Annotated in this window: 14 protein-coding genes and 1 pseudogene; 4 read left to right on the top strand and 11 right to left on the bottom strand. The window is 72.8% G+C overall.

Features of this window, described 5'->3' with window-relative positions; genetic code table 11:
• Nucleotide 1 precedes the first annotated feature (1 nt).
• Nucleotides 2-1,126: a recombinase RecA gene (recA, locus tag HHX41_RS00660; RefSeq protein WP_182904399.1), complete on the bottom strand. Its 1,125-nt coding sequence runs from the start codon at nt 1,124-1,126 to the stop codon at nt 2-4.
• Nucleotides 1,127-1,405: 279 nt separating this feature from the next.
• On the opposite strand from recA, the gene HHX41_RS00655 reads away from it, so the two are divergent.
• The 3 genes and pseudogenes from HHX41_RS00655 (at nt 1,406) to HHX41_RS00645 (ending at nt 2,321) form a co-directional block, all read left to right on the top strand.
• Nucleotides 1,406-1,759: a hypothetical protein gene (locus HHX41_RS00655; protein WP_182904398.1), complete on the top strand. Its 354-nt coding sequence runs from the start codon at nt 1,406-1,408 to the stop codon at nt 1,757-1,759.
• Between the two features lie 3 nt (nt 1,760-1,762).
• Nucleotides 1,763-1,894 (top strand): annotated as a pseudogene (locus tag HHX41_RS42150) (zinc ribbon domain-containing protein); the annotation flags it as partial.
• 151 nt (nt 1,895-2,045) lie between these two features.
• Nucleotides 2,046-2,321: a hypothetical protein gene (locus HHX41_RS00645; protein ID WP_182904397.1), complete on the top strand. Its 276-nt coding sequence runs from the start codon at nt 2,046-2,048 to the stop codon at nt 2,319-2,321.
• A gap of 19 nt (nt 2,322-2,340) precedes the next feature.
• Here HHX41_RS00645 and HHX41_RS00640 read toward each other — a convergent pair whose 3' ends face one another.
• The 10 genes from HHX41_RS00640 to HHX41_RS00600 all read right to left on the bottom strand — a co-directional run bounded on the left by HHX41_RS00640 (nt 2,341) and on the right by HHX41_RS00600 (nt 8,350).
• Nucleotides 2,341-3,426 carry an ABC transporter permease gene (locus HHX41_RS00640; RefSeq protein ID WP_182904396.1) on the bottom strand — a complete coding sequence of 362 codons (1,086 nt, stop codon included), beginning with the start codon at nt 3,424-3,426 and terminating at the stop codon, nt 2,341-2,343.
• On the bottom strand, nt 3,423-4,301 hold the full coding sequence (locus tag HHX41_RS00635) for an ATP-binding cassette domain-containing protein (protein WP_310741691.1): 879 nt from the start codon (nt 4,299-4,301) through the stop codon (nt 3,423-3,425). Before HHX41_RS00635 ends, HHX41_RS00640 begins: the two co-directional genes overlap by 4 nt.
• The gene (locus tag HHX41_RS00630) at nt 4,294-4,602 is read right to left on the bottom strand and encodes a transcriptional regulator (RefSeq protein WP_169979304.1); all 309 of its coding nucleotides are present in this window, start codon (nt 4,600-4,602) and stop codon (nt 4,294-4,296) included. The genes HHX41_RS00635 and HHX41_RS00630 overlap by 8 nt, the downstream gene beginning before the upstream one ends.
• Nucleotides 4,599-5,030 (bottom strand): hypothetical protein, encoded by a 432-nt coding sequence (locus HHX41_RS00625; protein WP_182904395.1) that lies wholly within the window; start codon nt 5,028-5,030, stop codon nt 4,599-4,601. Before HHX41_RS00625 ends, HHX41_RS00630 begins: the two co-directional genes overlap by 4 nt.
• A 110-nt stretch (nt 5,031-5,140) precedes the next feature.
• Entirely contained in the window at nt 5,141-5,269 is a 129-nt protein-coding gene (locus HHX41_RS42145) for a tetratricopeptide repeat protein (RefSeq protein ID WP_396793961.1), read from the bottom strand.
• Complete coding sequence (locus HHX41_RS00620) at nt 5,229-6,827, bottom strand: tetratricopeptide repeat protein (RefSeq protein WP_182904394.1); 1,599 nt, start codon at nt 6,825-6,827, stop codon at nt 5,229-5,231. Before HHX41_RS00620 ends, HHX41_RS42145 begins: the two co-directional genes overlap by 41 nt.
• Nucleotides 6,787-7,125 (bottom strand): hypothetical protein, encoded by a 339-nt coding sequence (locus HHX41_RS00615; RefSeq protein WP_182904393.1) that lies wholly within the window; start codon nt 7,123-7,125, stop codon nt 6,787-6,789. Before HHX41_RS00615 ends, HHX41_RS00620 begins: the two co-directional genes overlap by 41 nt.
• Nucleotides 7,126-7,409: 284 nt before the next feature.
• On the bottom strand, nt 7,410-7,604 hold the full coding sequence (locus HHX41_RS00610) for a DUF3046 domain-containing protein (RefSeq protein ID WP_169979312.1): 195 nt from the start codon (nt 7,602-7,604) through the stop codon (nt 7,410-7,412).
• 67 nt (nt 7,605-7,671) lie between these two features.
• On the bottom strand, nt 7,672-8,160 hold the full coding sequence (locus HHX41_RS00605) for a VOC family protein (protein WP_182904392.1): 489 nt from the start codon (nt 8,158-8,160) through the stop codon (nt 7,672-7,674).
• A 46-nt stretch (nt 8,161-8,206) separates the two neighbouring features.
• A complete protein-coding gene (locus HHX41_RS00600; protein ID WP_169979316.1) occupies nt 8,207-8,350 on the bottom strand; it encodes a hypothetical protein in 144 nt (47 codons plus the stop codon).
• Between the two features lie 126 nt (nt 8,351-8,476).
• Between HHX41_RS00600 and HHX41_RS00590 the strand changes: the two genes are divergently transcribed.
• The gene (locus HHX41_RS00590) at nt 8,477-13,870 is read left to right on the top strand and encodes a DEAD/DEAH box helicase (protein WP_396793820.1); all 5,394 of its coding nucleotides are present in this window, start codon (nt 8,477-8,479) and stop codon (nt 13,868-13,870) included.
• The last annotated feature ends 164 nt before the right edge of the window (nt 13,871-14,034 follow it).

The raw sequence follows: 14,034 nt of genomic DNA, 5'->3' as shown, positions 1-14,034 counted from the left end.
CTCAGACGTCACCCGGCTTGGGCGCGGCGGCCGCCTTGCTGCCCCGGCCGGCCGCAGCTGCGGGCGCCCGGCCGGACGCGGGAGCGGGCGGCGCCGCCGGAGCGGCGGCGGGCTCGCCCGGCGTGTCGAGCCGCGGCCCGACTCCGAGCTTCTCCTTGATCTTCTTCTCGATCTCGTTGGCGATGTCGGGGTTGTTCTTCAGGAAGTTGCGGGCGTTCTCCTTGCCCTGCCCGAGCTGGTCGCCCTCGTACGTGTACCAGGCGCCGGCCTTGCGCACGAACCCGTGCTCGACGCCCATGTCGATCAGGCCGCCCTCGCGGGAGATGCCGATGCCGTAGAGGATGTCGAAGTCGGCCTGGCGGAAGGGCGGGGCCATCTTGTTCTTGACGACCTTCACCCGGGTCCGGTTGCCGACCGGCTCGGTGCCGTCCTTGAGCGTCTCGATCCTGCGCACGTCGAGCCGCACCGACGCGTAGAACTTCAGCGCCTTGCCACCCGTGGTGGTCTCGGGGCTTCCGAACATGACGCCGATCTTCTCGCGCAGCTGGTTGATGAAGATCGCGGTCGTCCGGGTCTGGTTCAGGGCGCCGGCGACCTTGCGCAGGGCCTGCGACATGAGCCGGGCCTGGAGGCCGACGTGGCTGTCGCCCATCTCGCCCTCGATCTCGGCCTTCGGCACGAGGGCCGCCACCGAGTCGATCACGATGATGTCGACGGCGCCGGAGCGGATCAGCATGTCCGCGATCTCGAGCGCCTGCTCACCGGTGTCCGGCTGGGACACGAGCAACGCGTCGACGTCGACCCCCAGCTTCTTCGCGTACTCGGGGTCGAGAGCGTGCTCGGCGTCGATGAAGGCGGCGATGCCGCCGCCCTTCTGGGCGTTGGCCACGGCGTGCAGGGCGACCGTCGTCTTACCGGAGGACTCGGGGCCGTACACCTCGACGATCCGGCCACGGGGGAAGCCGCCGATGCCGAGGGCGACGTCGAGGGCGATCGCACCGGTGGGGATGACCTCGATCGGGGCACGCGCGTCGTCTCCGAGGCGCATGACGGTGCCCTTGCCGAACTGCCGCTCGATTTGCGCGAGGGCGGTCTCAAGGGCCTTCTCGCGGTCGTTGATTGCCATTGGGTGCCCCCTGGAGGGTGGTCGTCTGCTCGGTCACCGAAAAGCTACGGGGTGCCACCGACATTTTCCGGAGCTTCCCGCACACCGCCAGGGAGGCGGGCCGGGAGCCTGCCGCGCCCCGGCGACCTGACGGCGCGCACCCCGGAGGCGACCAGTCCAATATAGCCGAACGACTGTTCGATCACCGGATCATCCGGAGGAAATCCGATCCTTCAGCTTCAGGGGAGGAGTCCGGACCCTGCGATTGGCGGCCCGGCGACCCGCTACCGCACCGAGGGAGTGAAGACCTCCTATGCGCAGACCGACCGGTACCTGACTGAGCTGAAACGCGACGGCGGCCACGACTTCCTGTACGAGGTCTCCAGCGTCCCGTTGCAGCAGGCTTTGCGGCACCAGCACAGGGCGTTCGTGAACTTCTTCGCCGGACGCGCCAAGTATCCGCGGTTCAAGTCACGGCATGGCCGCCAGTGCGCGACCTACACACGCAGCGCGTTCCGCTGGCGCGACGGGCGACTGCACCTGGCGAAGATGGACGGCCCGCTGGAGTTCGTGTGGTCCTGGCCGGAGGTCGACCCCGCCACGATCAACCCGACCATGGTGACCGTCTCCCGCGACAAGTCCACCCGGCACTGAACGTGCCCGGGATGCGGCACCCGGCACGACCGGGACGTCAACGCCGCCAAGAACATCCTGGCCGCTGGTCGAGCGGTGCCTGCCTGTGGAGCTGACGTAAGTCCGCAAGGGTCCTCCCTCGGCGGTCGGCGGTGAAGCAGGAAGCCCAGCCCGCGAGGGCGGGAATCCAGGTCCTTCAGGGCCGGGAGGAAGTCAAATTCCTGGGCGTTACCTCCCCATGGTTGCCAGCTCGCTGACCTGGGACGATCCTTGTAGCCAAAGCTGGATCTCCCGCTGGAGGGGCCACGTGACGGGCACCGGCGACTACAGCGGACAGCGCCTGATCCACCTTGCGGCGCTCGCGGCGCGGCTCCCCGAACACGGTCTCACCGCGCGCCTGCTCGGCACGGACGACCCGGTCCTGTCCGTCCGGCACCCGGGCACCGGCAGGCGGACGATCGTCTTCGCGACGCCCGCCAGGGAAGGATGGATGTTCCTGTGGGCCCCGGGCGGCCAGGAGAGCGCCGACGACCCCGGCCGTGCGGCCGAGATGATCAGCCGGACGCTCTCCGGGCACCCCTGACCCTTCCGGGCCCGGCCCGTCAGCGGACGACTTCGCCCAGCTTGACCCGGGCGCCGGTGCGGAGCACCGCCCGCCGGTAGACGCGGGCCGCGCCCAGCAGGACGGCGGCCACGGCCACGACCATGAGCACTCCGGCGATGAGGATCTCCCCCAGCGGCACGTCCGCGGCCGCCGTACGCACCGGCATGACCATCGAGGAGAACGGCGGCACGAGCGACAGGACGCGCGCGAGTGTGCCGGTGGGCTCGAGGGCGGCGAAGTAGGCCGTCACGTAGGTGAGCATCATCAGCGTGGTCATCGGCGTCAGGACGCTGTTGAGCTCCTCCTGCCGTGAGACCAGCGAGCCGAAGGCGGCGGCGAGCGCCGAGAAGAAGGCGTAGCCGAGCACGAACCAGACGATCGCGCTGACCAGGATTCCCGCCATACCGGGCGGCAGGTCGGCCGTGAAGCCGGTCGCGAAGGACACCGCGAGGCCGACGACGATGATCACGGCGAGATTGATCAGTCCCAGCACGCCCAGCCCGGCGATCTTGCCGCCGAGGAGCTGCCAGGGACGCACCGAGGTGAGCAGGATCTCGACGATCCGGCTGCCCTTCTCCTCCACCACGCCCATGGCGACGTACATCGCGCTGTAGATGAGCAGGAAGAACAGCACCATCACGAGGAGCGTGGCGAGCCCGGTGCGCACGCTCTGGTATTCGGCGTCGGCGCCGACCGACTCCACCTGCAACGGCGTGATCGTGACGCCGGCCGCCTTGATCTGGGCGTCCCGGTGTGCGGCTTCGAGGATCAGCCCGAGCCGCTGGTCGAGTTCGCCGTTCGCGAGGACCTTGCCGCCGTCGATCAGGGCCGCGTCGACGTCCCCGTCGATCACGGCCTGGCGCGCCGCCGCCTCGTCCGGCAACCGGGAGTACGCCAGCTGGGCGACGGGCGCGGGCGCGTTCCCCACGACGCCCACGTCGTAGGTGTCGCCACCGCCCAGGACCTTCGGCAGGAACGCGAGCGCGGCCACCAGGACCGCGCTGACCGCCAGGCTGATCAGGAACGACTTCGTCCTGATGCGCGTGCGGATCTCCCGCTGGGCCACCAGCATCAGCCCGTTCATGCCACCGCCTCCCTGAAGATCTCGGCCAGCGTGGGCTGCCTGCGGCCGAAGTGCTCCACCTTGCCCGCGCCGACGGCCGTACGGAGGATGACCTGGTCGTCGCCCTCCTCGCACAGCAGGACGTCGCGGTCGCCCTCCCGGGTCAGCTCACCGGGCAGCCCGTCGGCCCAGCCGGGCGCGGCGTCCCTGACCACGACACGCAGCACCCCGCGGCCCTCCCGCTCCCGCAGCTCGGCCACCGGGCCGTGCGCCACCATGCGGCCCGCGGAGATGATGCCGACCGAGTCGCAGAGCCGTTCGACCACGTCGAGCTGGTGACTGGAGAAGATCACCGGCACGCCCGCGGCGGCGCGGTCCTTCAGCACCTCCGCGAGCGCGTCGACTGCCAGCGGATCCAGGCCCGAGAAGGGCTCGTCGAGGATCAGGACCGCCGGCTCGTGGACGAGCGCGACCGCGAGCTGCACCCGCTGCTGGTTGCCGAGCGACAGCGCCTCGACGGCGTCGTCGCGCCGCTCCACCAGCCCGAGCCGCTCGAGCAGGGCGGCCGTGGCCGCGCGCGCGGCGGACGGGGCGAGCCCGTGCAGCCTGCCGAAGTATTCGACCTGCTCAGCGACCTTCATCTTCTGGTAGAGGCCACGCTCCTCCGGCATGTAGCCGAAGCCGCGGCGGTCGTCGTACGTCACCGGGTGGCCGTCGACGCGCACCTCGCCGGAGTCGGCGTCGAGCACACCCATGACGATCCGCATCGTCGTGGTCTTGCCCGCGCCGTTGGCGCCGACGAACCCGAACATCTCGCCGGGCCGTACGGTGAAGCCCACCCCGTCGAGTGCGGTCTTGTCTCCGTAGCGTTTACGCAGGCCGTCGAGTTCAAGCACGGGGGGTTGCCTCCACAATTCGTCGCAGGACATTCATGTAGGTCTCGAAGGCCGTACGCCCCCGATCGGTCAGCGAGAGCCACGTGCGCGCCCGCTTGCCGACGAAGGTCTTTTCCACGCGGACGTAGCCGGCCTCTTCGAGCGTGAGGATGTGCTTGCTGAGCAGCGAGTCGCTGACCTCGATGGTGTCGCGGAGGAAGCGGAAGTCGGCCTTCTCGGCCGCGGCCAGGGCCGCCATGATGGACAGCCGCACCGGCGCGTGGATGATCTCGTCGAGCTCGTGGCGCGGGTGGGTGGTCATCGGTTCCTCATCAGGCGGAGCCCGCCGTACACCAGGGGCAGCCCGGCGAGCACCGACAGAGCGACGAGCGCAACCGTCCAGCCCGCCGTGGGCCTGTCGGGCAGCATCCAGACACCGGCGACGAACGGCAGCATCATCGTCAGCACGTACGCCGCCGAGACCGGCCCGTTGATCCGCTTCATCAGCCGGTCGTGGACCCGCAGCCGGGCCATGTACACGCACAGGGCGATCGTCAGGACGATCCATCCGATTCCGGCGATCAACGGCAACGGATGGAAGCCGAGGAACATCGCCGGCCAGTAGACCATCGTGGCCAGTCCCACCAGCAGGTACGCCCGTCCGGGCCCGCGCGAGGAATGCCGGACCCGCAGATCCACGCGCCCGATCTCCCGGAGCGCCTCATCCGGGGTGAGGTGGTCTCCGCCCATGTGCTTCCTCCGTGTTCATCTGTTCAACACGCTAGCAAGCACTCAACCGTCGTTCAAGTGGATGCCGTCGACGACGAGAGAAGACAAGAATCCGGCGCGAGCAGTGGAGATCACATGCTCCGCCCGGCCCTCTCGTTCCAGAGAGCAAGGCTGGTCCGGGTCATCACCGTGTTGGGATGCTGCGGGCCGGATACCCGTTCACGTATCGGCAGCAGCGCCGCGAACAGATCGCGGGCCAGGGCCGGACCCCCCGCCTTCCCCGTCCAACGGGCGAGGTTGGCCCGGGCGGCCAACGTGTTGGGATGCTCCGCCCGACACCCGCTCGCGCACCGGCAGCAGCGCCGCGAACAAGTCGAGCGCCCCGGCCGCGTCGCCCGCCGCACCGGTCCAGGTGGCCTGGTTGGCCCGGGCGGCCAACGTCTCCGGATGCTCCGGCCCCGACACCCGCTCGACGATCGGCACCAACTCGGCGAACAGCTCCCGCGCACCCGCGGCGTCCCCCGCGTCCCCCGACCAGCGGGCGAGGTTGGCCCGGGCGATCAACGTGCCCGGATGGTGCGGGCCGAGGGTGTCGTGGAGGGCGGAGACGCGCTGCTGTTGGAAGGCCGTGGCTGCGCGGTAGTCGCCGCTGGCGAGGTACTCGATGACGGCGCGCATGCCGGAGGAGCCGGGGTGGAGGACCGCGCGGGCGTGCGGCAGCAGCCGGGCATAGGCGGGCCAGGAGGAGATGTTCCCGGGGTTCGACGGGAGCGCGGCGCACAGCAGGCCGGCCGCGGTGCGGCGAAGTTCCGCCTGCTCCTCGTCGGGCAGGCCGGCGAGCGTGATGGTCTGAACCAGGGGGTGGACGCTTACGGCCTGACGATCGGGAGACCGGCTGATCATGCTGTAGGAGGCCAGCAGGCCCAGGGCGTCGGCCACGCCGGGCGCGTCCGCGCCGTCCAGCCCGGCGAGCACGGTGCAGGGCAGGTCGTCGGGGGCGTAGCAGGCCAGCACTTGCAGCGCCCTCAGGGCCAGGGCGTCGAGCCGGCCGATGCGGTCGCACGTGATGGCCCAGACGCGGGCGACGACGTCCTCACCGGCTTGTACGGAGGCGCGGCGGCGCGAGTCGGCACTCAGCGCCCTCAGTGGAGCGGTCCGTAGCAACGTCAGGTAAGCGGCGACGGTCATGCCGGGAGTGAGGGCGCTGTAGGCGCCGGCCTGCTTGAGCGCCAGCGGCAACCCGCCCAGCTCGTGGGCGAGTTCCCCCACCGCCTCCGTCTCGCCGGCCACCCCCGGCCCCATCAGGTGGAGAAGGAGCGTGATCGCCGCCGTGTGCGGCAGCGTGTCAAGGCGGATCACCGTGGGGGCCAGTTCCTCCCACCCGACTTCGCGGCGCGTGGTCAGCAGCACGTGCCCCGCGCCCAGCCGACCGGCCACCCGGTGGGCATCGTCGATGTCCTCGACGTTGTCGAACACCACCAGCCACCGGGCCGTGGTGCCGGACAACCAGGCCAGCGCCCACTCCGCGGCCTCCTCCGCCGGTGTCTGCCCGGCGGCCGTCGCGGCGTGCCCGCCGTGCCTGCGGCAGAGCTCGCGGCACAGGCCGGCCATGCCTGCCTGGATCCGCTCGGCGTCCTCGGCCCTCGTCCACCACACCAGGTCGTAGGCGTGCCGACGGGTCTGGGCGTACTGCAGCGCAAGCTCACTCTTGCCGATCCCGCCCAGACCGACCACCGCCTGGGCGATCACGCCCGGCCCTTTTCGCGCCTGCAGCGCCTCATCCAGGATCCGCAACTGGTCGTCCCGGCCCACGAACATCTGGGCCGGCACCCGGGGCGCCGGTCGCCTGGCCGTCCGCGACCTGTCCCACCGCTGTGCCGCCGGAGACGGCCCCGCCCGCACCGGGCGAGTCCTGACCCGGTCCTGCCGTCGGCGCCGTGGACGGCTCCCCCGGACGCAGGCCCCAGACGCTGACGACCAGCCCGGCCGCGCCCAGCAGCATGCCGATCACGCTGGCCCGCTTGTCGAGCACGTCCACGACGCCGGTGCCGAGGTGGAGCGGATCGGCGATCAACTCCACCACCCCGGCCGCTGCCAGCAGCGCGGAGAAGACCACCCCCGCTCTCCACCATCCACGCCCACGGCGCTCTCCGGCGGGGCGGGCTGGGGAACCGGGCGCCGGCGAGGGAGTCGAGGAGGGCACGCCTCAAGAGTGCCGTCCGTGGGCGAGGCCTCACCGCACCGTCATGCACCCGTTACCGCGAAACACAGCCGTGCGGCGTGCCGCGCCCCGGCGTCGACCCGGATCACCTCCGCCCGGCGTTCGGCCCGGCGCGGCTTCGCCAGGCGGCGTGGTACGGCGGCGGGGACGGGAGGGGGCGGGGGCGCGGAAGAGAGGGGTCAGCGCAGTCTGGGGTCCACGTCGACCTCCTGGCAGACGGCCTGCCAGACCTGCTTGGCCCCCACGCCCTCCGCGAGGGCCTGCTCGACCGTGCGCCCGCCGAGCCCGGCGATCACGTAGTCCTTCGCCCACGACTCCGCGTACGCCTCGCCGAAGTGGCGGCGCATCCTGTTCCAGAAGTCCGTGAGACGCATGCGTTCAGTATGACGCCGCAGCCGGGATGAGCCGTCCCGGCCGCGGCGGCGTCCCCGCAGGCGACGGCTACATCACGCGGCTGCCGTACATCTCGCCGAGCGGGTCGGCGAGCAGCTCCAGCCGGGCCCCGTCCGGGTCCTGGAAGTAGATCGAGCTGCCGCTCTCCACCTGGTACGGCACACCGGCGGCGTCGAGCTTGCCGCGCAGGCGCTCCCACGTCCCCCGCTCCACCGAGATCGCGATGTGGTGGAGCCCCCCGAGGACCTCCTTGTACGGCTCCAGGTCGAGGCCCGGGAGATCGAAGAACGCCAGCAGGTTGCCGTTGCCGATGTCGAAGAAGAAGTGGTTGGACCCGCGGTAGTCGCGGTTCTCGAAGATCTCGGTCAGCGGGAACTCGAGGAGCTCGTGGTAGAAGCGGATCGTCCGCTCGACGTCTGACGAGATCAGTGCGAAGTGGTGCAGGCCCCTCGCGCTGCTGGCGGCGCGGCGCTCGCTCAGGTAGCGCTCGCGGATCCGCGAGCGCTCCGCCTCTATGGCCGCGTAGTCGATTTTCATACTGGGGAAGATTGTCCCGAACGTGGCGTGTCATGCCAGTCCGGGGTCAGGGAAGCAGCCATTTTCGCCAGCCGATCCACTCCGCACGCTCCGCACGCAGCGCCTCGTACCGGACCCGGCGGGCCTGGCGGGCCTGATAAGCCTGATGGGCGAGGTCCTGCCGGTCGGTGCGGATTCTCCTGGCGAACATGTCGTGTTCCCTCCGTCGTGAATAGGGTCGCGTCGTACGGGGATCAGCCTGGCGGGGCCGGCTTGCCCCGCACTTGCCTCTCACCTGGCGGTGGGATGACTCGCGGCGTTTTCTGTCGGTGGCGCGATGCATGATGGGCAGGTGGGTTCGCTCGACGGCTTCAGCCCGGTGACCAGGCAGTGGTTCACCGGCGCCTTCGCGACGCCGACCGCCGCTCAGGAGGGCGCGTGGTCGTCGATCGCGCGGGGCGACAACACGCTCGTGGTCGCACCCACCGGGTCGGGAAAGACGCTCGCGGCCTTCCTGTGGGCCATCGACCGCCTCGCCGTCGAGCACACGGCGAGCCCTTCCGCGCCGGCGGACACGGCGGCGGACGCCGCGACGAGCACGGCGGCGGACATGGCGGCGGGCACGGCGGCGGACATGGCGGTGCGGCAGGAGCGCCACGGCGGGTCCGATGCGGGGCGGCCAGGCGAGCGGCACAGCGAGCGGCCCGGTGGCCGACGTGGCGCGCGACGCGGCCGGAAGGCGGACGGGGAGCCGCCTCGGCCCTGCCGGGTCGTGTACGTCTCACCGTTGAAGGCGCTCGCGGTCGACGTCGAGCGGAACCTGCGGGCCCCGCTCACCGGCATCCGGCAGACGGCGCTGCGGATGGGGCTGCCCGCGCCCGACATCTCGGTGGCCATCCGCTCCGGAGACACCGCGGCCGAGGACCGGCGCCGGTTCGCCGCGCGGCCCTCCGACATCCTGATCACGACGCCCGAGTCCCTGTTCCTGATCCTCACCTCGCAGGCGCGCGAGGCGCTGCGCGGCGTGCAGACCGTGATCGTGGACGAGGTCCACGCCGTCGCGGGGACCAAGCGCGGGGCGCACCTCGCGCTGACGCTGGAGCGGCTCGACGCCCTGCTGCCCGCTCCGGCCCAGCGCATCGGGCTGTCGGCGACCGTACGGCCGGTGGAGGAGGTGGCGACGTTCCTCGGCGGGACCCGCCCGGCCACGGTCGTGCAGCCGCCCTCCGAGAAGGTCATCGAGGTCGACGTCGTGGTCCCGGTGGAGGACATGACCGAGCTCGCGCCGCCTCCGCCCGGCGCGGACGGCGAGTCGCCGGAGCACCGCAGGAGCATTTGGCCGCATGTGGAGGAGCACCTTCTCGACCTGATCGAGGCCCATCGGTCCACGATCGTCTTCGCCAATTCGCGGCGGCTGTCGGAGCGCCTGTGCACCCGGCTCAACGAGCTCGCCTGGGAGCGACGGTCCGCACCCGCGCGGAGCGAGGATCAGGGCGCGGGGGATCCGGCCCACTGGTCGGAGGCCTTCGAGGAGTTGCACGCGCAGTGGTCGGACCGGCGCGACCTGCTCGACGCCCCGCGCACGGACACCGGACAGACCGACGCCTCGCCGCCGGATTCGCGGCTCACGGACACCGAGCGCGTGACCACCTCGCCGCCGGACGGCCGGCGCGTGGACGCCGAGTATGACGAGCAGGACAAGGCCGGGCGGCCGGACGAGCCACGGCCGGATGCCCGGCTCGCACAGGTCCAGCGCGGGGACGGACGCGCGGAGGCCTGGCGGGGCGGCCCGGCCGCCATGCCGTCGGAGTACATGGCGCAGGCGGGGGTCTCGGGCGGCGCGATGCCCGAGGTGGTGCGGGCGCACCACGGCTCCGTCTCGAAGGAGGAGCGGTCCCAGATCGAGGAGGCGCTGAAGTCGGGCCGCCTGCCCGCGGTGGTCGCGACCTCCAGCCTGGAACTCGGCATCGACATGGGCTCGGTCGACCTGGTCGCCTGCGTCGAGGCGCCGCCCAGCGTGGCCAGCGGGCTGCAGCGGATCGGCCGCGCCGGGCACCAGGTCGGGGCCGTGTCCCGGGGCGTCATCTTCCCGAAGTACCGGGGAGACCTGGTCCAGACGGCCGTCGTGGCCGAGCGCATGCGGGCGGGGCGGATCGAGGAGATCCGCTATCCGCGCAACCCCCTCGACGTGCTGGCGCAGCAGATCGTCGCGATGACCGCGCTCGACGAGTGGACGGTCGACTCGCTGGAGGCGGTGGTGCGCAGGGCCGCGCCGTACGCCACGCTGCCGCGCGGCGCGCTGGAGGCGACGCTCGACATGCTCGCCGGGCGCTACCCGAGCGAGGAGTTCGCCGAGCTGCGGCCGCGGATCGTGTGGGACCGGGTGACGGGCACCCTCCAGGGCCGCCCCGGGGCCCAGCGCCTGGCGGTGACGAACGGGGGCACCATCCCCGACCGCGGATTGTTCGGCGTGTTCCTGGTGGGCGACAAGGCGTCGCGCGTGGGCGAGCTGGACGAGGAGATGGTCTACGAGTCCCGCGTCGGCGACGTGTTCGTGCTGGGCGCGACCTCGTGGCGCATCGAGGACATCACCGCCGACCGGGTCCTGGTCTCCCCCGCGCCCGGGCAGCCGGGCAAGCTGCCCTTCTGGCACGGAGACGCGCCGGGCCGCCCAGCCGAGCTGGGCCGCGCGATCGGCGCGTTCCTCCGCGAGCTGTCGGCGGCGGGGTCGGGCGGCCGGGGCGACGCGGCGAAGGCGCTCGGGCGGATCCGCGCGGCGGGCCTCGACGACTACGCCGCAGGCAACCTGCTCGCCTACCTGACCGAGCAGCGGGAGGCGACGGGCTATGTGCCCGACGACCGCACGCTCGTGGTCGAGCGGTTCCGCGACGAGCTGGGCGACTGGCGCGTGGTGATCCACTCCCCCTTCGGCGCGCGGGTCCACGCCCCCTGGGCGTTCGCCATCGGGCGGCGGCTGCGCGAGCGGTACGGCGTCGACGTCCAGGCCGTCCACTCCGACGACGGCATCGTGCTGCGCGTGCCCGACACCTTCGAGGAGGCGCCGACCGACGTCGCGGTCTTCGACGCCGAGGAGATCGAGCAGGTCGTGGTCGAGGAGCTGGGCGGCTCGGCCCTGTTCGCCTCCCGGTTCCGTGAGTGCGCCGGGCGGGCCCTCCTGCTGCCCCGCCGTTCACCCGGCAGGCGCAGCCCGCTGTGGCAGCAGCGCCAGCGGGCGGCCCACCTGCTCGGCGTCGCGAGCAAGTACGCCGGGTTCCCGGTGGTGCTGGAGACGATGCGCGAGTGCCTGCAGGACGTCTTCGACGTGCCCGGCCTCGTGGACCTCATGCGGGACGTGGCAGCCCGCCGGGTGCGGGTGGTCGAGGTCGAGACCGCGCAGGCGTCCCCGTTCGCGGCGTCGCTGCTGTTCAACTACATCGGCGCGTTCATGTACGAGGGTGACGCGCCGCTGGCCGAGCGGCGGGCGCAGGCGCTCGCCCTCGACACCGCGCTCCTCGCCGAGCTCATGGGGCAGGCCGACCTGCGGGAGTTGCTCGACCCGGATGTCGTGGCCGAGACCGAGCGGGAACTGGCACGGCTGGACAGGCCGTTGCGGGACGCCGAGGACCTCGCCGACCTGCTGCGCTCGCACGGCCCGCTGCTCGCCCAGGACGTCTCGATCCGCGAGGGCGACCCCTCCTGGCTCGCCGGTCTGGAGCGGGCGCGCCGGGCCATCCGGGTGCGCGTGGCGGGTCTCGAGCAATGGGCCGCCGTCGAGGACGCCTGGCGCCTGCGCGACGCGCTCGGAGTGCCGCTGCCGGTGGGCGTTCCCCACGAGTTCCTCGAAGCGCCGCTCGCAGGCGGGCCCGGCGGACCGGGCGGCACGCACGCCGCCCCCGATCCGCTCGGCGACCTGGTCGCACGGCACGCGCGCACCCGTGGGCCGTTCTCCTCCGGCACGGCCGCCGCGCGCTTCGGCGTGGGCGTCGCGGTGGTGAACGACGCGCTGCGCCGTCTCTCGGCGGCGGGCAGGGTGGTCGCGGGCGAGTTCCGCCCCGGAGGCCGGGGCGAGGAGTGGTGCGACGCCGGAGTGCTGCGGCTGCTGCGGCGCCGGTCGCTGGCGCGGCTCCGCAAGGAGGTCGAACCGGTCCCCCCGGAGACGCTGGCGGCGTTCCTGCCCGCGTGGCACGGCATCGCCTCGCAGAGCGTCACGCCGACCGGCGGCGGGCCGGGCGGGAACGGCGGCAGGCCCGGGCTCGCGGGGTCCGAGGGGGGGCACGCGGGTCCTGCGCGACAGGAGGGCCACGGCTCCGCGCGAGCCATGGACGCTCTGATCACGGCGATCGAACGGTTGCAGGGAGCGGCGGTTCCCGCTTCCGCGCTGGAGTCGCTGGTGCTGCCGGCGCGGGTGCCCGGATACAGCCCCGCCCTGCTCGACGAGCTGACCTCGTCCGGCGAGGTCGTCTGGGCGGGCCAGGGTTCGCTGCCCGGCGGCGACGGATGGGTCGGCCTCTACTTCGCCGACACCGCGCCCCTGCTGCTTCCCACGCCATCCGAGATCACCATGACTCCGCTGCACGAGCAGATCCTGGAGATCCTCGGCGGGGGCGGTGCGCTGTTCTTCCGTGAGCTGTCCAACCGCATCGCGGCGGCGGCGCTCGGCGAGGGCACGGCGCCGTCGGGCCCGGACGCCGCCGCGGCCCGCCGGGCCAGGATCCTCGGCCGCGTCCCCGGCCCCACGGGGACGGCCGCCGCACAGCCCGGCACCACGACGCAACCCGGCACCACGACGCAACCCGGCGCCGCCGGCACGCCCACCGGACTGCCCGGCGCCGCCGGCACGGCGGTGAGCGCCGCCGGCGCGGTACCGGACGACATGACGCTCGCGGCGGCGCTGTGGGACCTCGTCTGGTCGGGCCGGGTCACCGGCGACACGCTCGCCCCGCTGCGCTCGACGCTGGGCACCGGACGGCCCGCGCATCGCCCGGCCGCGACCAGGCGCCGGCGCGCGGTGCTGCCGACGAGAAGCGGCCCGCCGACCGTGAGCGGCCGATGGTGGCTGCTGCCCGCGCCGTCGGCCGACGCCACCCAGCGGGCCCACGCGCAGGCCGAAGTCCTGCTGGAACGGCACGGCGTGCTGACCAGGGGCGGCATCACCACCGAGCGCCTGCCCGGCGGGTTCTCCGCCGTCTACCAGGTGCTGCGCGCCTTCGAGGAGAGCGGCCGGTGCCGGCGGGGCTACTTCGTCGAGGGTCTGGGCGCCGCCCAGTTCGCCCTCCCGGGCGCGGTCGACCGCATGCGCGCCATGTCGTCCACACGTCCCGCTCCGGCCGAGGACCTGTGGTCGGTCCCCGCCCCGCCGCCGCCCCGCCGTGCGGTCGTGCTCGCGGCGACCGACCCCGCCAACCCGTACGGCGCGGCCCTGCCCTGGCCGGACCGTACGGACGACGTGAGCCACAAACCGGGCCGCAAGGCCGGTGCGCTGGTGGTGCTCGTGGAGGGCGCACTGATCCTCTACGTCGAACGCGGCGGGAAGACCCTGCTCTCGTTCGGGTCCGAGGAGGACCTGCGGCCCGCCGTGCAGGCCCTGGCCGTCGCCGTGAAGGGGGGAGCTCTGGGGAAGCTGACGGTGGAGCGGGCCGACGGCACCGCCATCACCGACTCCCCGCTCGCGGCGGCGCTCGAAGCCGCCGGCTTCCACCCCACTCCCCGCGGCCTGCGCATCCGCACCTGAGCAGTTCGCGTCCAGCGGGGCGGAGCCGCGGCCACACCTACGCGTGCGCCGGTCATCCACGCGCCGTGTCCCGCACCACTCGGCAGGCGTGCCCCTCGGAGCCTGGAGCGCCGCGCTCACCCCGCCCGCGCCGCACTCACCCCGCCGCACTCACCCCGCTGCAC

The sequence above is a fragment of the Microbispora sp. H13382 genome (assembly GCF_014161445.1).
GTDB lineage: Bacteria > Actinomycetota > Actinomycetes > Streptosporangiales > Streptosporangiaceae > Microbispora.
The sequence above is the reverse complement of the archived record's forward strand: the minus strand, read 5'-3'. Positions and strand labels throughout refer to the sequence as shown.

What these genes read in the sequence shown, in the direction of transcription:
- recA (WP_182904399.1), bottom strand. Translation starts at nt 1,126, where the DNA reads ATGGCAATCAACGACCGCGAGAAGGCCCTTGAGACCGCCCTCGCGCAA.
- HHX41_RS00640 (WP_182904396.1), bottom strand. Translation starts at nt 3,426, where the DNA reads ATGAACGGGCTGATGCTGGTGGCCCAGCGGGAGATCCGCACGCGCATC.
- HHX41_RS00630 (WP_169979304.1), bottom strand. Translation starts at nt 4,602, where the DNA reads ATGACCACCCACCCGCGCCACGAGCTCGACGAGATCATCCACGCGCCG.
- HHX41_RS00625 (WP_182904395.1), bottom strand. Translation starts at nt 5,030, where the DNA reads ATGGGCGGAGACCACCTCACCCCGGATGAGGCGCTCCGGGAGATCGGG.
- HHX41_RS00620 (WP_182904394.1), bottom strand. Translation starts at nt 6,827, where the DNA reads ATGTTCGTGGGCCGGGACGACCAGTTGCGGATCCTGGATGAGGCGCTG.
- HHX41_RS00610 (WP_169979312.1), bottom strand. Translation starts at nt 7,604, where the DNA reads ATGCGTCTCACGGACTTCTGGAACAGGATGCGCCGCCACTTCGGCGAG.
- HHX41_RS00605 (WP_182904392.1), bottom strand. Translation starts at nt 8,160, where the DNA reads ATGAAAATCGACTACGCGGCCATAGAGGCGGAGCGCTCGCGGATCCGC.
- HHX41_RS00600 (WP_169979316.1), bottom strand. Translation starts at nt 8,350, where the DNA reads ATGTTCGCCAGGAGAATCCGCACCGACCGGCAGGACCTCGCCCATCAG.
- HHX41_RS00590 (WP_396793820.1), top strand. Translation starts at nt 8,477, where the DNA reads ATGCATGATGGGCAGGTGGGTTCGCTCGACGGCTTCAGCCCGGTGACC.